Origin of the sequence: Pseudomonas syringae pv. coryli str. NCPPB 4273, from assembly GCF_000972175.1 — a bacterium.
Classification (GTDB): domain Bacteria; phylum Pseudomonadota; class Gammaproteobacteria; order Pseudomonadales; family Pseudomonadaceae; genus Aquipseudomonas; species Aquipseudomonas syringae.
On record NZ_AWQP01000008.1, the window covers coordinates 161,501 to 180,868 of the forward strand.

Below are 19,368 nucleotides of genomic sequence, written 5' to 3' on the forward strand. Positions count from 1 at the left end.
AGGCCAGCTTGTGGTCAAGCGTAGCAGGGCGATAAATCAAGACCAGGCCCAAAGTGGCCGCTCGCGGCGGGAAGATTGGCCGTTTGCTGTCCTTCGCACCAACCCAATCGGCCCAAGGGGGTGGACCACTTTTTCGGGGATTACTGAGTGAAGAGATCCATTCAGTATCAAAATCATACTCGAGAGCAATTGATTACAAGGAAGATGCTTTAATAATATAAATCAATGGCTTACAGATTTTCCGGTTACGTCGAAACTTTCCCAACACCCCACTCAGCCTGGGGGAGACGTTCCTTGTTACGTGGCGAAAACCGCCTCGAAACGCTCCAAATGACGCTGATGTTGCTCGCCGAGCCTTGCCTTTGTACTCAACACCAAGTGTGCTCTGTGGCTTTCCCCAAGCCGCCGTAGTAGCGTTACGCCCTTACCGACTGGATCAAGGGCTTGCGAGCCCAGCACGGAGCTCCAAAAATGGATTTTCTTGAGTCACTCAATTCTCTGTCCGCGAAAGTTCGGCAGCAAGCCGCCTCTATTCAGACAGAAGAGGCAACCAAAACAGCTCTAGTCATGCCGTTCATTCATATGGTGCTTGGCTATGATGTGTTCGACCCTTCTGAAGTCGTCCCCGAATACACTTGTGATGTAGGAACGAAGAAAGGCGAGAAGATTGACTATGCCATCGTAAAAGACGGAAATATTCAAATTCTAATTGAAACGAAAAAGGTCGGCGAACCCCTCAATATAAATCATGCCAGCCAGCTTTTTCGGTACTTCCATGTAACGACTGCAAGAATTTCAATCTTGACAAATGGTAGGGTCTATAAGTTTTTTACAGATCTTGATGCGCCTAACAAGATGGACGAAAAACCATTCTTAGAATTAGATCTTCTTGCAATTGATGATCATGCGATTCCTGAGCTTCAGAAGCTGACAAAATCATCTTTCGATGTTGATTCGATTCTAAACGCAGCTGGTGAACTGAAATACGTCGGTCAAATAAAGCGCATGATTGCTGCTCAGTTCAGTCAGCCTGATGACGACTTTGTCAGGTATTTCGCGTCCCGTATCTATGAGGGTGCCATCACTCAGAAGGTACGTGAACAGTTTACCGTATTGACAAAAAAAGCCACCTCGCAATTTCTGAACGACCAAATCAATGATCGGTTGAAGTCAGCTATGAGCGGGGTCACCGTGCCTACCGTCGCTGAGCAACTGATAGAGTCCAATACAAGTCCCGATAAAGATGCTCCAGTAGAGGATCGGATAGTTACTACGGTGGAAGAGATGGAAGGCTTTCACATCGTTAAGTCCATCATACGCACTGTGGTTGACGCCAAGCGGATTAACCATCGCGATACCCAAAGCTATTTTGGTATTCTCTTGGATGACAACAACCGGAAACCTATTACACGGTTACATTTCAATCGTGCCCAAAAGTACATTGGTATATTCGAGAAAGACAAGGGTGAAACTAGGCATCCGATTGCTACTCTCGATGACATCTACAGCTTTAGTGAGATGCTAAAAGAAACTGCCTTGCAGTACGAGGCGATTTGAGTTTCAATTTTAATTGAAAATTAGCCGTACTTCGAAGGCGACAACTTTTTTGGCGCACTGTTTTTAGTGTTCCAATGACGCGCCCTATGTTCAATCGGCCCCCACAGCAAAGCCCACCTTGGTGGGCTTTTTTGCGACCGATGGAGGCAGGCGTCGGCATGTGTGGTCTACCATTACCTCCCCCATGTGGTTTTAACCCAACGAACTCCCGGAGGTCCTCGTGTCGTTACCCATCACTGCCCGGCAAATGAACGCCCTGAAGGCACTGCAGGACATGGGCCCCGAACTGGCCGAACTGGCGTCTTCCATTGCGTTGGCCTTTGACGCCTCGGCCGTCGAGAATCCGCACATGGCCCGGCTGATCATTGAGACCACCTGCCGCCGCATCCTGGCTCGTCAGCCTGGCAGTCACGAAGTCATGATTCAACACCTGGAAACCTTCGGTGAGTTGAACTGCCTGTCGCCTGAGCAGGTGAATGAGTTCACCACCCGCCTGCGGGCGCAGGCTTGATCATGCCGCGTGGTATTCCGAAAAAAGCTCTGCGCGTCATGCCCTAGGGCGGCGCTGTAAGCGACGCGCTGGTCAGTTGTCATAGCGAGACTTGGACGTTGGCCATCCGCATCGCAGGCGTTGGTAGTCGCTGGCTCCCGGCACGCTCGCGCCGTGAGGCGTTGCGTACCAATGTCAGCCGCACGCCGGTCGGGCGGTTTGCCAAGACGGCCGTGATCCGCACGTTCCAAGTCGAGATTTACCGAAGCTGGCTGCGCCACGAGATCTGCGCAGACTGCCTCTTTGACGCCTGCTTCTGGTCGATTGCGGCCCATAGCCCGTAGGGCACAGAGGCAGCGACAGCGTTACACAGTTCCGTATTGTTACATCACATACAGACAAACTCTCGGCGAAGTGTTACGGCAATTTTATTGTTATTTTTCATGTAGTTAAGCGTTTCCGCTACACCTGAAACACCAGTTACACCGCATTTGAAGGGCCTGGCCCCCGCCCCCCTATGAAGTGAGCCCCATCAGCGAATGGAATCCGGCATAAGCCGGGGGACCCTGAGGACTTCCGGTGCATACGGGGTAGGAAACCCGCGCCTTCATCGTAGTGGCTGCGTTTTTTAAGTTAGTTGACAGGTTGAAGCATCTGACTCGGTTGACCAGTGCCAGCCCTGGGCTGTCCGCAGCGAAACTGGCCATCATTACAGATTGAGCAATGATGCTCTTTATCGCTCTGACTTTTGCAGTCTCAGTGCTCAGTACGCTACGAAGCTATGACCTGAGGATGCACCTGTATCGGGTAGCAGCAATGGGCCATACTGCAGATAGACAATGAGGTCTCTGGAGCAAGGATCGGTTCGTATGAGAAAGCAATCCATTTACCCCATGTTGGCAATGACCATGATGTTGGCCATCACGGGATGCGCCAGCGGCTACAAAGATTTTTATACCCCGAGTTCCGGCGCAACGCCTGAGGAGATCTCCGCAAATCGAGCTTCGACGCCTCCTGCGACGCCCCTTGTCGAAAGGTCAGCATTCGGCGATGCCGATCAAATTGTCGACAGGTACGCGAAACGGGGATACGTGATCATTGGCGAGTCGCACTTCAATAGCGGAGAAAGGGTTTCTGAAGAGGACGCATTGGAGCAAGGCAAGGCGGTAGGAGCAGATTTGGTTCTGGTCTATCTACCGAAATATACCGGCTCCATTACCTCAAGCATGCCGATCACTACCCCCACCACCAGCACTTCCTTCACCTCAGGAAGCGCCAACGCTTATGGCCCTGGTGGCCCGGTCACTGCTTACGGAAATGCCACGACTACCACCTACGGCAGCACCACCACTTATGTACCAATTACGGTAAACCGGTCCGACTATGGCGCGATTTACTTTGTGAAAAGAAGGTTTCGGCTCGGAGTGTTTGTGCGCAATCTGAACGACTTAGAAAAGCAACTGCTGCAGACAAATCAAGGAGTCGTGGTGCGGACCATCGTCGATGATAGTCCTGCTTACAAAGCAGATGTCTTGGTAGGCGATATGCTCGTGGCGATTGATGGTGACAAAGTCTCCAACGAAGAGGGCTTTACCAAAATGATCGCCGCTCGGAGGGGACAAGCAGTCAGGCTTGCTCTGATTCGAAATGGGACCCCCTTGCTGAAGACCGTACAGGTAGGGAAATGAATCATCCAAATGACTGACTACTAACCATAGCGAGCTGGACCGTGTATGCCCACGTGTATGCCTAACTGAGAGGCTGTTAGCAGAACCCTTATAAAACGGGCATCTGACAGCCCAGTTCAAACGACGCCTGGACTTGAAATCTGGACAGTCTACAAAGAACCCCAAAAGCCCGCCTTATGCGGGCTTTGTTGTTTCTGGCTTTTGGTGCCGGATGAGATCGTTATGTGCGCTCCGCACGTCATCGGCGAGAAGATGTTGGCCCAGCAAATGGCCCAAGCGAACAAGGAACTGAAAGCGGGCCTCGAGGTACGCATGCTCGCCACCCCAACCAATGCCAGCAAAGGCCTTGGTATGTTCGACGCCCTGAACGGTTCCGAAGATGCAGCAGCACTGGCACACCGCTCACCGCTTTTCTCACAGCCCCAAGAAGAAGATGTATTTATTTTCATACACAATTCGAAACACCTCATCCCCCTAAATCCGAACCCCTCAGACAATACAACCGGACATATTGTCGCACCCCCAAAAATGGCTTGCGGTTGTGATGAATCGTTTCATCTGGCATAAAAGGTCGGCTTCGGGCTCGAAAATCTAGAAAAACATGGATTAATGGGTCGACGATAGCTGCTCCAATGTCTGACCCCGCGCGTCAAATAATCAAGCCAGTTTTGCTCGCTGCCCGAAGCGGATGCCTGTGCTATCCAATCTGTCTTTCAACCTCATCGAGGCCATTCCTACGGCGCGCCCAAACGTCGTGCAACAAAAAGGACCGGAAAATTGAGCGATCAATCCACTCCGAACACTCCACTCGTTAGATTCTGCGACAAAGTTGGTATTCCCTATCCCATGTTCTGGGGTTTTGTCGGCCTGTTGATCTTCATGATCGGCGATGGCGTAGAACTCGGATACCTTTCGCCCTTCCTCAGTGAACGCGGCATGCCCGGCGATGAAGTCGCCATGATCTTCACCCTCTATGGCGTCACGGTCGGTATTTCATCGTGGCTCGCCGGCGCGCTCTCCAATATCTGGGGCCCGAAACGGGTGATGTTCCTGGGGTTGATCATCTGGAGCGTGTTCGAAGTGCTCTTCCTGGTCTACGGCCTGCAGGAATTGAGCTATTCCATGATTCTGCTGACCTATGGTTTGCGCGGTTTCGGTTATCCGCTCTTCGCCTACGGTTTCCTGGTCTGGATCGCGGCTTCCACGCCGTCCCGCAAGATGGGCATGGCCGTGGGCTGGTTCTGGGTGGCTTACGCCGCGGGCCTGCCAATGCTGGGCTCTCTGGTAGCGAGCATCGCTATTCCGCTGATTGGTGCGTTGCTGACCTTCTGGCTGTCTTTCGCCCTGGTGGTCATCGGTGGTGTGATTGGTCTGGTCGGGATGCGCGAAGCTCATGGCATGCGCCGACTGGCACCGGAAGGCGAGCGTCCGCTGGTGTCGATGGCCAAGAACATCACCATCATGTGGACACGTCCCAAAGTGTCGTTGGCCGGTATTGTCCGCGTCATCAACACCTCATCAATGTTTGGCTTTCTGGTGGTCATGCCAGGGTTCTTCATGCAAACCGTTGGCTTCACCCTGGAAGAGTGGCTGCGCCTGCTGACCATCGTGTTTGTGTTCAACATCATCGGCAACCTGGGCTCCAGCGTCATCAGCACCAAGATCGGTTATCGCAACACGATCCTGTGGTTTGGCGCAGTGGGCAGCACGATCAGCACGCCGCTGTTCTTCTTCATGCCGCAGGCGTTTCCGAACGACTTCCTGATCGCCTCGATCTTCGGCGCCTTCTACGGCCTGACCCTGGCGTGCTTCGTGCCGCTGTCGGCGCTTGCCCCTGCTTTGGCACCGAACAACAAAGCGGCTGCCTTATCGGTGTTGAGCCTGGGTGCAGGCGCGTCGACGTGGGTTGGCCCGGCTGTTGTTGCGATCTTCAATGAAAGCTACGGCATTGAAGGCGTGGTCTGGGCGTTCTCCGGGTTGTACGCACTGAGTGCTGTGCTGACCGTATTCCTGAAAGATCCGGAGCCGGTGCATGACCCGATTCTGATCAAGATCAAGCGTCGGATCAAAGTGTTCGCGCCGCGTCTGGATTATCGTTGGGCTCACGCTGAGGATCCGAAGCAAGGGCAAAGCTGATTCAGAGCCCCAAGCTTCGCAGGAAAGAGCCGCCGCAGGGTGCACACGCACTCTGCGGCGGCTTGGTTTTATTTGCGTGATTTAGGTCTGGGCACTCTGTTGAAATCTAGATGTGTTTTGGACAGTGGACAGTCTACGAAGAACTTTTGAGTACTAGCCATATGGACCGGACATGCTGAAACGCACCTAGCTCGCACATATCTCAGCCCAGCATGCCCCTCATGCTCTGCTGCAACGAAGACTTGAGCGCCGTATCACCGGCTACAAGGCGATAAAGCTCTAGGTACTGACGGCGGCGTATCAGCATCACTTCCTCGAAGATCTTCTCGAATGGCTACTGTCGCGATCCTGCTTGTACTGCTTCTGCCCGTGATAACGGGCGGTCTGGCCGGTCCAGGGGTTCTTCAGCTCCAGCGTGGCGAAGGGCAGCCCATTGATGAAAAGCACCAGGTCGATCTCTTCTAAGGTATTGCTCAGGGAGTAACGCACCTGGCGGGTGCTACTAAAGAGATTCGCCGCGAACTGGCGTTTGTTCCGCTCCGAGCTGCTCGCCAACGGCGCGGGGTACATGAGGTTGAGGTGCACATCGTCGATGGCCAGGCCGCGCTTTAGTAGGTGCAGCACGCCGTATTTTTTCGCCATCTGGTCGAAGCGCTCCAGAATGCGCAGGTCCCAGTCCTCGTAGCGCTGCTTGAGGCGTTCGAGCTCATCGCTTTGGCTGGCCTTCAAGGAACTGCCATAAACAGCGAGCATCTACGGCATAGCGGGCATTAAAGTCCTGGGCGCGGCCCAGTTGGTAAGCGTGATGGGTGCTGAGGGGCAATTCTGCCGCGCGGTCGCGGATCACATTCTGCTCTTCCAGGCAGGTGCCGGTCAGGTACTTTTCGATACTCGCTTCCAGCGCCTGCTCGTTGGTTTTGCTTACCATTCCAGCTTCCTTATCCCTTGTTCGCTTATTGGGGCCAGGCTCGCCCGGCGTGGCGCGCGAATGTCTAAAAATATCCAGCCAACGGGGTTTAGATATTCGTCGCTACTTACCTTTATTTCTACTAATTCATTGATTTATATAGGGTTAAAAGCTGGAGCAGGCTCGGTTGACAATCTGCAAAATGTCTAACACCCCGGCTAATTCGTCTAAAGCGCTCATGCAGCCAAATGAGCATTTTTTCCAAGGCCCTAATCTACAAAGTTTTAGGGTGCTGCCTGGAGGCGTTGGCCGCATCAGTCAAATGGCCGGCAAATTGAGCAGTGCAAGTGGGAGCGGCTAAAACCGCGCCTTTCCTTGGCCTGCCCGCTTGCAATGGCCGCTCCAGTCAAATGAGTTCGGGCAATGCCTCCAAGCATCTTTTGTCATCGCCAGACCATTTCCTGAATGTCTAAAAATGTCTAGAAATCAGCCTTTAGACATTTGCCACAGCTTACCCTTTGGCTCGATAACCCCTTGTTTTTTCAAGGATTGCAGCAAGTTCTTAATCTTGTGGGCCTTCTGTTGAATGTCTAAAACGTCCGGCAGTTTGTCTACGAGTAGCTTGTCGATGGCGGACCGTCTGGCCGATCCGGACTGTTGGATTAATTCGCAGATCAGACGCTTGTAATGCGTGTCATCGATGCCACGGTTAAGAATGTACTGAGCTAGATCGTCGCTGTGCCGCGCCACTTGAGCGGAGATATGGAAATTGGGCTTGCGCCCCTCGATCAGCCTCTGCGCCTTGAGATGGCGAACCTGTGCATCACTCAGTGATTTGTGCTTCTGCACCCTATCCAGCAGGATGATGTCGTCCAACGCCAGGTTGGGCAGCTCGGCGAGCTTGCGCGCATAGCTGATGTCCAGCACGCGCCCGGTGATGGTCACCTGCACGCGGTTTTGCTCCAGCTGGTATTCCGGCAGGGGGAAGAAGCGATTCTTCTGGATCAGGAACATTTTGCGGATGCCGCTGCCGATGGTGTCGATCATGTTCAGGTTGACCATGGCATCGGTGAGGAAGCGGTTGCGATAGCGGCTTTCCGGCGCGTCGGCCTGGATCACCTGCTCGACCGATCCGGGAATAAAAGCGCCGGGGTTGCTGAAGCACAGCTGTCCGTCCTCGAACTCCACCACCGAGACCTTGCCGCCCAACTGGTAGTCCTGATGGGCGATGGCGTTGTTGAGCGCCTCACGGATTATAAAGGGGTCGTACTGATCGACCTCTTCGGGGAACAGCGAGCTATCCGACATATAGCGGTATTTCAGGTTGCGGATCTTGCGGTACACCTCGTCGGCACTAGCCAGCAGCGGGCAAGAAAAATGCTGGTAGTCACGCTCTGAGCCGTCACGATCCTTGAGAATCCAGCTAATGGTGGGCGAGGCCGGATTGAGCCAGTGCGCTGCCTCAGGCTTACCCAGCAGCAGGATGGCGGTACGCGTGATCTGCCCCTGAATGGTCAGCTTGGATTTGTTGAGAAAGGTTTCATCGCTCCAGGCCGGCAGTTCGGCAGCCATCTTGGGATGCTTGGTGGCAAATTCGCGGCGAGCCAAGGCGATGGCCTCCGTACTCAAATCAGCCAGACTTGCGCCGGGACAAATGCCCGCACTCCAATCCTGCGGACGATTCTGGCCACGGATGCGCTCGATTTCTTCAAGCGACAGCGGCCCGAGGGATTCACCGTCGCGGCCATAGTAGTGGCCTTCCCAGGTTACCGGCAGGCCTTGCGGCGCGGCAGGAATCTCGAACAGCAATACGCGGCCATCAGGATGTAGAACGGTATGGATATCAATAAAGCTCAGGCGCTGGCTGACCTTATCGGCCACTTCCTTCTTCAGCGATTGCAGATCCTTGAAGGCCTCGCGGAACTGGCTGCCCACCACTTGTAGATTATCCTTCACACCAAATACCAGCCAGGCGCTGGGCACGCCTTTGAGATTGGCTTCGTTACTCAGGGCGGAGAAATATTTACCGAGCTTGCTGAAGTCATAGCCGTTTTTGGCCTCCTTAAACTCCACCACCTCGCTCTCGCCGCTACTGGCGAGTAAACGGTGCAACTGTTGCTCGGCATCCATTGCAGATACTCCAAATCAAAGCGCTGAATAGCAGCGCTGCTAGGCCGGTTATACCGCACCCACTTGCAAGCTAAGGAGCGCATCTTAACCAATGCAGCCGCGCTTTTGGCAGAGAAGACAAGCAAAGGGGTGACCTTGCCTCTGCACAGCAAACCGTCCTGGCCCCGACCATGCATTGCCACCTACAAGCGTGATGGTGCACCTATCAGGAATCGCGGCTCAGCTATCAGTAATGAGCAATGGCAGGCCTCTTGAGCCAAAGCCCCGGGAGGGCTTTACCGTCCAGCCCAATTACTTCAAAACACCTAAAACCCAACCCCCTCACCCCAACAACCCAGCACCCCCAACCATCCTCACCCCCCATTCCACCCGCTCCGGAATACCCTGAATCAGCACCCCCCGATCCTCCCCCAGCAGCGCTCTAAGCTGATGGGGAGCGAACACCAGATCAATGAATTGGCGGGCCAGCGCGTCAGGGTCGGTGGGTTGGTCCGGGCCTGCCAATATCGCCGAACGTACTCTGGTGAAACCGCCTTCCCACCCGATTCGGTTGACCTCAGCCGCCAGTAGCGGGGTGCGGCTAGAGGTGGCGATCACCAGGCGCATCATGGCCAGGGTATCGGCTTGCAGCGCATGTTCGAGGATGCCGTGGCCCACGTGCCGCAGGCGGCCTTCGAGTGGGAGCGCGGGGATTGTTTCGGCGGGCGCCAGCAAGGTGGCTACGTGGCGTCGCACCACGGCTTCGAACAGCGCTTCTTTGTTGGCGTAACGCGCGTAGAGGGTGGCTTTGCTGGCGCCGGCGGCGCGGGCGATGTCTTCGCATGAGGTGCCTTCGAAACCACAGGCCAGAAAGCGCTGCAGCGCGGCATCCAGCAATCGACGCTCGGCCTCGCCCGCCTGGTCTTGCCTGGGCCTGCCGCCTTTGGATTTGGTCTTGATCGCTGTCATGGCCGGCAACTTACAGCCCGCTTGTTTGTTCGTCAACTAAACGGTAACGTTCAGTTAAATGGAAGCAGGTAAACGCCGTTTCTACCTATTCATAACGACCAAGGAAGCGCTTTGTGAATGACGCGACTGCTTTACCCATCGTGGTTGCTGGCGCTACGGGAGATTTGGGCCAACGCGTCGTGCGGGCCTTGGCGGAGCGCAGTGCCCATGTGATAGCGCTGGTTCGGCCGGGTACTAAGCCAGCCCGGCTGAATGGCCTGCGCAACAGCACCACGACGATCACGCCTGTTTCACTGGATGACGCTCAGGGCCTGCGCCGTGCTATTGCCGGCTCGGGTTGTGTGGTGTCTACGCTCAACGGTCTGGAAGAGGTGGTCATCGGGCAGCAGGGCAGGCTGTTGGAGGCTGCGGTAGCCGCTGGCGTGCCCAGGTTCATTCCCTCGGATTATTCGCTCGACTACACCCGTACCCGGCCTGGCGATAACCGCAACCTGGACCTTCGCCGACGCTTCCTCACCCAGCTCGATGCGGCCGACATTAACGTGACCTCGATCCTCAACGGTGGCTTTCTGGAGTTGCTCGAAGGCGATGCGCCGATCGTGCTGCCTGGGCGCCGGGTGCTGCATTTCGGTGATGCACAACAGCCGCTGGACTTCACCGCCAAGGACGACGTAGCCGCTTTCACCGCCGATGCCGCGCTGGATTCTCACACGCCGCGCTTTCTGCGCATTGCCGGTAACAGCCTGTCGCCTGCGCAGATCACCAGCCTCCTCACCGAGCTGACCGGGCAGCGCTACCGTACCCTGCGCCCCGGCAATATTGGCACGCTGTCCACCCTCATCGGCGTAGTGCGTGCGCTCACGCCTGCCAGTGACAAGCCGTTCCCGGCCTGGCAGGGCATGCAATACCTGCGCGACATGATGAGCGGGCGCGGCAAGCTGCCCAATCTGGATAACGACCGCTATGGTCAACGTGAATGGGCGTCCGTGCGTGACACGCTGGCCCGTACCCATGTGCAAGGGAGCAACCAATGACCGACCTTATCGAACCCTTTCCTATTCAAATCCCCCAGGTGCAGCTCGACGATCTGGCTCAGCGCCTGGCGCAAACCCGCTGGCCTGATCCTGAAACGGTCTCCGACAACAGTCAGGGACCACGGCTCGAGCGACTGCGCGCGCTGGTCGAGCGCTGGCGTAATGGCTATGACTGGCGGGTCACCGAAGCCCAGCTCAATCAGTGGAACAGCAGCCGGGTCGAGATCGACGGCCTTGGGATTCATTTTCTGCACATCCGCTCGCCTCACCCTGACGCCTTGCCCTTGCTGATGACCCACGGTTGGCCGGGCTCGATTCTTGAGTTCAGGAAGATGATCGGGCCACTCACCGACCCTGTCGCCCACGGTGGGCAGGCCAGTGATGCGTTCCATCTGGTGATCCCGGCGCTACCGGGTTTTGGTTTCAGTGATAAGCCGCGTTCTACAGGCTGGGGCGTGGGCAAAACGGCGGCGGCCTGGGCGCAGTTGATGGAGCGTTTGGGCTATGGCCAGCGCTGGGCCGCTCAGGGTGGGGATTGGGGCGCGGCCGTGACCACCGCCCTTGGGCACATGCGCCCGCCTGGCCTGATCGGCATTCACCTGAACATGGTGATGTACCAAGCCACCGAGGCAGAAATCGCCCAGGCCACGCCTGAAGAACAGCGCATGTTGGCCGACGCGCAACGCTACGACCGAGAGCTTTCCGGCTACATGAAAGTGCACAGCACCCGGCCGCAGTCAGTAGGCTTCGCCCTGTCGGATTCGCCCGTTGGCCTGGCGGCGTGGGTATATGCGCTGTTTCAGGATGCCTCCGACAGCGGCGGCGAGCCTGAGCGGGTCATCGAGCTCGATGCGCTGATCGACGACATCATGCTGTACTGGCTGCCCAATGCCGGCCCCAGTTCGGTCCGTTTCTACTGGGAAGGGATGCGCGAAATGCAACAGCAAGGCCCTGCCCCTGCGATGCCAATCCCTGCGGGCGTGAGCATGTTTCCGGGCGAGCTGCTGCGCCTGTCACGGCGCTGGGCGCAGGCGCGTTTCGACGATCTGCGGTTCTTCGCGGAAGCCGAGCACGGCGGCCACTTCGCGGCCATGGAAAACCCGACGACGCTCACCGAGCATGTGCGTGAGACCTTCCGCCTGCTGCGTTGATACTTTTGCGGGCGTACTGAACATCTCGGAGGTGGAGCGACTCGCTACAACATGCGCTATCGGGCGATGGAGTAAGCGCTGACATGCATCGTTACCCACCGCCAAAAGGTTTAGCATTCAGCCCACCTTCGGATGTGAAGTTTTCTGCATGACGGCCTTCTACCTCAAGTTACTCATCACCCCCGCGCTCATGCTGGCCATCTCATTGGCGGCCAGGCGCTGGGGCACCGGCGTGGCGGGGCTGCTTTCCGGCCTGCCGATGACCTCGGCGCTGGTCATGCTGTTTCTCAGCCTTGAGCAAGGCACCCAATTCGCCTCGATGGCGGTGCCCGGCGCACTGGCCGGGCTGGCGGCGATTCAGGCGACTTACCTGTTTTATTTCCTGGTCACCCGACGCGTTTCAGCGTTGACGGGATGCGTCCTGGCGCTCGCGGTGTATGGCGCAACAGCCTTTCTGATGAACCAGTTGGGCTTACTGGCGCTGTCGATCATCTTCACGCTGCTGATGGTTGCGCTGATCATCGTTGCCACCTCGAAACAGGCACCGCCGGACGTAGCGTCATACGTGGCACTGCCGCGCTGGGTCATTCCGATGCGCATGCTGACCGCCACCCTTCTGCTGCTGGCGATCACCGCAAGTGCCACCTGGCTCGGGCCGGTGGTCAGTGGACTGCTGGCGCCAATCCCGGTGATCGCCTGGCCGCTTGCAGTGTTCGTCCACGTGCAAGGCGGGCGTTATGAACTGGCGGCGATAATCCGCGGCAATGCCATTGGCGCGGTCGGGGTGGTGAGTTTCTACCTGACCCTCAGATACTCCATATTGCAATGGGGCGCGCTTCTGTCTATCGCGGCTGCCGTTTTGCTGGCTGTCGTGGTGACGGCTGGGTTGGCGAGGTTGTTGGCGAAGCGGTAGGGCTTGTAGTTGCTCCGCTGAACGATGTGTAGTTCTGCGCCCGCGAATGACAGGCGCCTGTCGGCCAAGAGCCGCCCCTCAGAGCTGTCCGTTTTGGGGCGATAGGAACGCGACTGGCTTGCCCAATCTGAATCTAAGCCAAAACGGCCTTCAGCTTGTGGTCGTAGCGGGCGAGTTGAGCGTCGGCTCTTGGCCGTTCATTACTTCTCGATAAAGCATAGGAACGACCGGTAACTGCCAGGCAACGGTAAATAATCTGTTTTTGTACTTTCGCGTCCTTGAGCCGCAACTGCACTCGGGGTTAAAACAGCTGCATCCGTATGGCGGCATATTGGTTCCAGCAACCAAGTTTAATGGCCGTTTTTATCTACTAGTAAATAATTTTTGGTATATGGTATTTATGACGCTCTACGATTAGAGGTAAATGGCTCTAATAGTGGGAACTGGTGTTCACAGCAATATTCTAGCGTATTATAGATATTGGTGTCTCCAGTTGTGTGCGTTGCCATACACAGATAGATATTCCCTGTTATCTCCTTAGAAAACACTAACCATTCGCCCGTTATTCGTTTTTCATTACTACGTGTTTCGATTGTGCCCTCAACCAGGTTGTGCACAAGTTTGTCCAGATGTTTCCGTTCTATAACGGAATTTTTTTCTCCCATCGATTCATCCCATATAGTGTTGAAACTTTTCTTAATCTCATTTTGAATATTGTGTACTAAAAAGTGATCAGAAAAATAATGCTGATGCCACAGTGGGTGTAGTGGCGCATGTTTAAATTGAGTGGCTTCTTTTGTATAGCCATCATTACTTAACGTCTCAAGACGCTTGACTTCATCAATGATGTGCGTTGGATCGACTCCACTTAGCTCAAGATTCATGATTAAATCAACAACGAAAATTTCTGAGTAACGATTTGGGATGAGTTCGTCAAGCCCGTACAGCTGAACAAACTCAGTCCTTTTTTTGCCGTCAATATTTATGGTTTCGCCGTTAACAACAACGTCGATGTTTAAGTTGCGAAATTTACTCATTCACATATCCGCCTGAAGTTCGATTGATTTACAAGGTTTTTTGATTTATTCGCTCGGTGTAGTGAGCATTATCATACTTTCGCTCACTACTTACACCTGATAAAAACTTCGCTTCTTGAGACTTTTCCGGTGAAATTTGGTATTTTTTCGTCTAGAAATCTTTTAAGCTCTTGTGCGTCTTCTTCAAGTGTAGATGGGCCCAGCATTATTTCGGCAGTTAGCATTTTGGCAAAATCATATTCCATATCGATAAACTGTATATCTGTAGGGCGATCATTATCCATAACTTCTTGACAGCAAGTATAGAGCAATGTATCACGCCGCTTTATGACTTGTGATTTAGGTACAGCTTGAACGATAAATCTTATTTCTTGCTGAAACGCCCAGTGCAGACTTTTAGTTAAGCCGTAACTAGATATATAGTCTGCATCAAATATTCCGCGGAGATTTTTAAGCATTCGAAGCCTAGGCTTATCTTTGTAGATGATGTCTGACAGAAATTCCATACCTCTTGAGCCGCCACGATGCATCAAAAAAACATAAGCATTGTCATTTTTTTGGTTGGATATAAAGTAGTTATTGGAAAGCTTTGGAGTTAAAATATCTGTAGAAACTCCTATTCTTACGGCGAAAGGGGAGTCAACATACATTGTCCATAACGGTACGCTCTCTATAGCGTCTCTGGTCCAACAGCTCGCAAATGTATACGGTGCCTGCGAGGTGGTATCAAGCAAAAAGCCCTCTTCCGCATCGTCAACATTAGCTAGCGAATTTAATCTGATTGTCCCGAATTCAATTATTTTTTTAAAGGTTTCAAAACTTGTATAGTGGTAGATTTTTTGCATACAATCTCGATTTGTTATTGGCTTTTGATTTAAGTAGATACAAAATATTGCATAATCATCCAAGCAGTTGTTGCGTATAACATTTCTTATTACGTTGGCTGCTCTTGTCCAGACGAGGGCTTTCAGCGTCCCGATTACTGCGCCCACCGAAGCCGCTACCTGGTGGCCTAAGTATGCGCTTTTCTCGATTGAATCTGACCTACTCTATGACTTATGAAACTCGCTTACGATTCTGATTACGCCGTCAACAATCGTCTTCGCCATTCCTCTGGTAACTTCTAGCTCCTCCTTCGAATGGACAATGCCGTTCCTAAGCTGAATCCAGTCTTGAAGATTTGGTAGCGCTTCTACACTGATCAGACCGCGATTAACCGCACTTTTTATCATCCCAATCAGAGATAGGTGGGGCTTCAAAGCAGTTTCCTCATATCGGATCCGCATAACTTTTCGCAGCTCGCCTTCAAGGTACGTGATGGCGGAAACTATAGCTGCGCGGTATGCCTTAACTCTAAAAAGCCGGCGCGCCTCGTCTAACTGGGAATCACCGTCGGAGGGAAGCGCCCGTTCGAGGGTTACGACTAGGTTGCGAGCAAAATCCTCTGATTGAGAGGTTAAAAGATCGGGGCGGTAGATCGCCATCACCCCTTCTAATGCGGTGGGTAATTGCTGCCCCTCTCTCATGACCACTATCAGCGTGAGCGGCCTTCCCTCACGCCTCCTAGACGCAGCACGGTTAAGCGCCATTTTTAGCTCTACTATTGTCCAGTTAGACGATAGATCAATGACCATGGCAATTGATCTATCAATCAGCGCATCTAGCTTGGCGATGACCATATCACCTGGGGAAATCACCCCGTCCGCCGTTATCGGGACGAGGTTGATATCCTCAAGAGCAGGGAAGACTTGATCTTTATAGAACGGTAAAACATCTAACGGTAAAGAAAAGAAGCAAAGCCGTGAGGACGCTGACCTCGGCAGCGACAGCTCCTGCATTGCCCTCTCCTCGGTCGCTTTCATAACCGTGAAGGCTTTGTCTCTCAAAAGCTCCCGAAGCTCATCGAATGCGGCGGCAAGGATCTCTCCGTATTTGTCTCGGGTACCTGGCAGGTTTATCACCTTTACCCCACGACGCTCGAATCGGGAGACATCGGATTGATTCGCGCCAACAACGATGGTGTAGGCAAATCGTCTGGTACGCCCTAAACGCTGTGTTACCACGTGCCAGATTTGTCGAAAATCTGGATCGTCAAGGCTATATCCAACCAGTACTGCTGTCTTGGTGATCAAAAGGTTCGCAAGATAGGTTGCAAAGAGCGGGTAGTTCGCTAGGAAACCGTCGTAATCGGCCTCTGTAACCACCATCCTTCTAGGGTGGTGAAGATCGCCATGCAGTTTCAGCAAGTTCACCCCTGCCTTAGAGGAATTCAACGACAGCTGTTCTTCCTCAAGGATGGGGTAGACGGTATTAGGCCCTAGGCGGTATTCCTGCTCCAGCAGAAAATCGAAGTTCGTTGTGCAAACGATATCGAATGGAATGGAGCAAAAGCTCTTGTGTGCTTTCCCTGGTTGCGCCTCGTGGATTAGCAGCACTTGTGTGAGCTTGTCCATTAACCTCGCACGACCAAGTTCATGCTCGTAAGCTGAGATTGCGTCCAGGGCCCCACTGGAGCTGAAATCAATCAAGTCATCCTCCAAAAGCTTGCCTAGCTCACCCCAAAGCGGCGGTCTTTGACCCGACGTGACATGTGCATTGAGGGACATTCCGGCGCCGATAATTGGCAGCCACCTGCCGTTCACCAGGTCGTCTAGGACCGGCTTGGGGAAATACTTGAGGTAATTTGTGGCCAATGCGAAATCCTCCTTGATCAGCGTCAGACGATATCAGTAATGGCATTTAGATGCCAAATTAGCCTCGTTGAAAGCTTTCCAGTTGAGGATCGAAGCAGCAACGACGTTCTTGAACGCTTGAGGCACTTGCCGCCCTTTGTAGCAGGCAGCTATCCGCCAGAAGTGGCCAGGTAGATCATCCGTACTTCGACATCGGGCTGATCCGCCACAGAAAGCGCGCATCATCGCTGCTATCAATGCGGTGGCTCATGTGCGGCTTCCAACAACTACACTCCCATCCTGAGCGGTTTATTGGCATGTGGTCCACTTCTAAGCGAGGCTTATGTGAGCGATTACGATTTTTCGCGGCTAAACGACAAAGAATTCGAAGTCTTTTGCGCTGACCTGCTGAGCGCGAGGGAAGGGGTCAGATTCGAAAGATTCAAGCCCGGACGTGACGCTGGAGTGGATGGACGTTTTTTTAGGTCCGAGGGAGATGAGTGGATTCTCCAGTGCAAGCATTGGATTTCGACGCCGTTAGAAAAGCTCGTTAAATCTATCGCGGATTCTGAAAGCCTCAAAGTTCAGAAATTATCGCCAAGTCGATATATCTTGGCGTTGTCTCACTCGCTTTCACTCAATGATAAGAAAATTTTAATGCAAAAGCTGTATCCATTTGTTTTGTCTCCAGCAGATATACTGGGTCGACAGGATTTGAGTGATATACTCGCCAAGCATCCGGATATTGAAAGACGGCACTATAAGCTGTGGATTGCTAGTTCGAACGTCCTTGAATATATGCTTAATAAGCCCATGCATGACAGGAGTCAGTTTGAGCTTGGCGAGATAGTTGAGACCTGTAAGCTATATGTGGCGACAGTTAATCATAATCAAGCAGTTGATAAGCTGGAGTCTACGAACGTTGTTATCATCACGGGTCCAGCTGGTATTGGTAAGACAACGTTAGCCGGGCAATTAATCTTACAGTACGTCGTAAACGGCTTTGAGCTTTCGGTCATCATCTGATGATATTAAAGAGGCTGAGAGTGTCTTCGATCCTGACTCAAAGCAAATTTTCTATTTTGATGACTTTTTGGGCCGCAACTACCTGGAAGCGCTTTCTGGTCATGAGGGCGCCAAGATTGTGGGTTTTATTAGGCGCATAGTCAAAAATCCCCAAAAGCGATTTATATTGACGTCTCGAACCACTATTCTCAATCAAGGAAAAATTTTAAACGATGTTTTTCACAACTCAAATGTAGATCGAAATGAGTTTGAGATTACACTTGAGTCATTGGCGAAAATCGATAAGGCCAAGATTCTTTACAATCACATATGGCATTCTGAAATAGGTGCTGAATACGTTGAGCAGTTGTACTCACATAAACGTTATCGAGATATTGTCGACCATAGAAATTTTAATCCTCGGCTAATACGATTTATTACCGATGCTCAGCGATTGGAGGATGTCCCATCAGAGTATTACTGGTCTCATATAACTGGTTTGCTAGATGATCCGTCGCAGGTCTGGGATCATCCATTTCAAGCGCAACTGGATGATTGTGGCCGTGCCTTGGTTTTGCTGGTCGCTATGAACGGGCGCCTGATTACTGAGCCTGAGCTTTCAGAGGCATTCGCGCGATATCTAGAGAATCCAGGAGCCGCTAGTCTTACTGGGAAAAAAGACTTTCTACTCAACCTCCGTCACCTATCTGGTTCGATGCTCACGAGATTAGTAGTAGGCGAAAATCAGCCTTTCGTTCGCTTATTTAATCCATCGTTAGGTGACTTTGTACTCAACAGATATGCTAGTAACACCCCTGTTTTGCGGCAGTGCTTTGGTAGCCTGAAGACACATTCTTCACTTAAGACATTGAAGGACATGCTGGATAACAAGATAATCATTGCTGACGTGGCGATCGAAGTAATAAGTCATATTTTTTCATCGGTTTTAGAAATTAATTTTCTTGGGGCTGATGCCGAATTCGTCGCTCAATTATGTATTGCGCGTTCTGAACTTGGTAAAAAATTTAACTTATCAGATCAAGGTCTCTTGAAAGCGATAAATTTTATTGGTGGTGAGCAATGTGGTCGATCCTTTTTGGCGTCAGCACGAGTACTTTTATGGGCGCTGCGCAGTGGCTGTGTTGATAAAATGACTGTGGAAGCATTCTTAGCTGGAGCATTCGTCAACGACCCAAATTATGACGAATTACTGATCTTAGCTCAGACTGTCAAATGCTTTACTGTTGTAGGTCATCAGTCGCTTTACGATGCCTATGACCAAGTAATCACGGATTATCTAATCACTTCAGTTGAAGATGAGTTTCCAGATGCAGAGGTGTTTTCCGATGGTGGTTCGCAATCAGCAGCGCGCCGAAAATTTATCGAACTAATGGATGAAAAAGCTGTTGAGTTGGGAGCTAATGATTCATCCGGTGTGGCTGATAGCGTTGTAGACTTGGTTGATGTGGATAGATTTTATGATAAATATTTTAGTGACACAGAGCATGAGCCAGATTATGAGTATTATAGAAATCAACGCATGAGTTGGTCCGAGCGCTCATCTAGTGCTATAGATCCAATTGACGATTTGTTTTCGCGTGATTAAACGATTTATCCTGAATTCATGTTACGGATGAATAATCTTGTGGATTTGATTCGCACTCGGTTTTCAGGAACTTCCAAGATCTGTATCTGGCCGA

The 19,368-nt window shown here is 52.6% G+C and carries 17 protein-coding genes; 10 read left to right on the forward strand and 7 right to left on the reverse strand.

Annotated elements, in window-relative coordinates:
• Positions 1 to 471 precede the first annotated feature (471 nt).
• The 5 genes from P406_RS06490 (at position 472) to P406_RS06510 (ending at position 5,871) form a co-directional block, all read left to right on the forward strand.
• Positions 472 to 1,557, forward strand: a complete 1,086-nt coding sequence (locus tag P406_RS06490; protein WP_046235707.1) for a type I restriction endonuclease — start codon at positions 472 to 474, stop codon at positions 1,555 to 1,557.
• Positions 1,558 to 1,777: 220 nt separating this feature from the next.
• On the forward strand, positions 1,778 to 2,068 hold the full coding sequence (locus P406_RS06495; RefSeq protein WP_046235708.1) for a hypothetical protein: 291 nt from the start codon (positions 1,778 to 1,780) through the stop codon (positions 2,066 to 2,068).
• Between the two features lie 848 nt (positions 2,069 to 2,916).
• Positions 2,917 to 3,735: a PDZ domain-containing protein gene (locus P406_RS06500; RefSeq protein WP_235810352.1), complete on the forward strand. Its 819-nt coding sequence runs from the start codon at positions 2,917 to 2,919 to the stop codon at positions 3,733 to 3,735.
• Positions 3,736 to 3,957: 222 nt separating this feature from the next.
• Complete coding sequence (locus P406_RS06505) at positions 3,958 to 4,302, forward strand: hypothetical protein (protein ID WP_046235710.1); 345 nt, start codon at positions 3,958 to 3,960, stop codon at positions 4,300 to 4,302.
• A gap of 210 nt (positions 4,303 to 4,512) precedes the next feature.
• On the forward strand, positions 4,513 to 5,871 hold the full coding sequence (locus P406_RS06510) for an MFS transporter (protein WP_011266195.1): 1,359 nt from the start codon (positions 4,513 to 4,515) through the stop codon (positions 5,869 to 5,871).
• Between the two features lie 306 nt (positions 5,872 to 6,177).
• Here the strand turns inward: P406_RS06510 and P406_RS29705 are convergent, their stop codons facing one another.
• The 4 genes from P406_RS29705 to P406_RS06530 all read right to left on the reverse strand — a co-directional run bounded on the left by P406_RS29705 (position 6,178) and on the right by P406_RS06530 (position 9,856).
• On the reverse strand, positions 6,178 to 6,600 hold the full coding sequence (locus tag P406_RS29705) for a type I restriction endonuclease (RefSeq protein WP_046235711.1): 423 nt from the start codon (positions 6,598 to 6,600) through the stop codon (positions 6,178 to 6,180).
• Positions 6,578 to 6,799 carry a hypothetical protein gene (locus tag P406_RS29710; protein ID WP_046235712.1) on the reverse strand — a complete coding sequence of 74 codons (222 nt, stop codon included), beginning with the start codon at positions 6,797 to 6,799 and terminating at the stop codon, positions 6,578 to 6,580. Before P406_RS29710 ends, P406_RS29705 begins: the two co-directional genes overlap by 23 nt.
• 465 nt (positions 6,800 to 7,264) lie before the next feature.
• A complete protein-coding gene (locus P406_RS06525) occupies positions 7,265 to 8,908 on the reverse strand; it encodes an RNA-binding domain-containing protein (protein ID WP_046235713.1) in 1,644 nt (547 codons plus the stop codon).
• A gap of 321 nt (positions 8,909 to 9,229) precedes the next feature.
• Entirely contained in the window at positions 9,230 to 9,856 is a 627-nt protein-coding gene (locus tag P406_RS06530; protein ID WP_046235714.1) for a TetR/AcrR family transcriptional regulator, read from the reverse strand.
• Between the two features lie 113 nt (positions 9,857 to 9,969).
• Between P406_RS06530 and P406_RS06535 the strand changes: the two genes are divergently transcribed.
• The 3 genes from P406_RS06535 (at position 9,970) to P406_RS06545 (ending at position 12,954) form a co-directional block, all read left to right on the forward strand.
• Positions 9,970 to 10,890 (forward strand): NmrA family NAD(P)-binding protein, encoded by a 921-nt coding sequence (locus P406_RS06535; protein WP_046235715.1) that lies wholly within the window; start codon positions 9,970 to 9,972, stop codon positions 10,888 to 10,890.
• Positions 10,887 to 12,041, forward strand: coding sequence for an epoxide hydrolase family protein (locus P406_RS06540; protein WP_046235716.1), 1,155 nt, complete (start codon positions 10,887 to 10,889; stop codon positions 12,039 to 12,041). Before P406_RS06535 ends, P406_RS06540 begins: the two co-directional genes overlap by 4 nt.
• A 148-nt stretch (positions 12,042 to 12,189) precedes the next feature.
• Positions 12,190 to 12,954: a hypothetical protein gene (locus P406_RS06545; RefSeq protein WP_046235717.1), complete on the forward strand. Its 765-nt coding sequence runs from the start codon at positions 12,190 to 12,192 to the stop codon at positions 12,952 to 12,954.
• Between the two features lie 398 nt (positions 12,955 to 13,352).
• Here P406_RS06545 and P406_RS06550 read toward each other — a convergent pair whose 3' ends face one another.
• The 3 genes from P406_RS06550 to P406_RS06560 form a co-directional block, all read right to left on the reverse strand.
• Entirely contained in the window at positions 13,353 to 13,991 is a 639-nt protein-coding gene (locus tag P406_RS06550) for a hypothetical protein (RefSeq protein WP_046235718.1), read from the reverse strand.
• 86 nt (positions 13,992 to 14,077) lie between these two features.
• On the reverse strand, positions 14,078 to 14,836 hold the full coding sequence (locus P406_RS06555; RefSeq protein WP_046235719.1) for a hypothetical protein: 759 nt from the start codon (positions 14,834 to 14,836) through the stop codon (positions 14,078 to 14,080).
• A 204-nt stretch (positions 14,837 to 15,040) separates the two neighbouring features.
• Entirely contained in the window at positions 15,041 to 16,684 is a 1,644-nt protein-coding gene (locus tag P406_RS06560) for an SIR2 family NAD-dependent protein deacylase (RefSeq protein ID WP_046235720.1), read from the reverse strand.
• 324 nt (positions 16,685 to 17,008) lie between these two features.
• Between P406_RS06560 and P406_RS26760 the strand changes: the two genes are divergently transcribed.
• Both P406_RS26760 and P406_RS06565 read left to right on the forward strand, forming a co-directional pair.
• Positions 17,009 to 17,689 carry an nSTAND3 domain-containing NTPase gene (locus P406_RS26760; protein WP_144430921.1) on the forward strand — a complete coding sequence of 227 codons (681 nt, stop codon included), beginning with the start codon at positions 17,009 to 17,011 and terminating at the stop codon, positions 17,687 to 17,689.
• Complete coding sequence (locus tag P406_RS06565; RefSeq protein ID WP_052739321.1) at positions 17,667 to 19,274, forward strand: nSTAND3 domain-containing NTPase; 1,608 nt, start codon at positions 17,667 to 17,669, stop codon at positions 19,272 to 19,274. Before P406_RS26760 ends, P406_RS06565 begins: the two co-directional genes overlap by 23 nt.
• Positions 19,275 to 19,368: the final 94 nt, after the last annotated feature.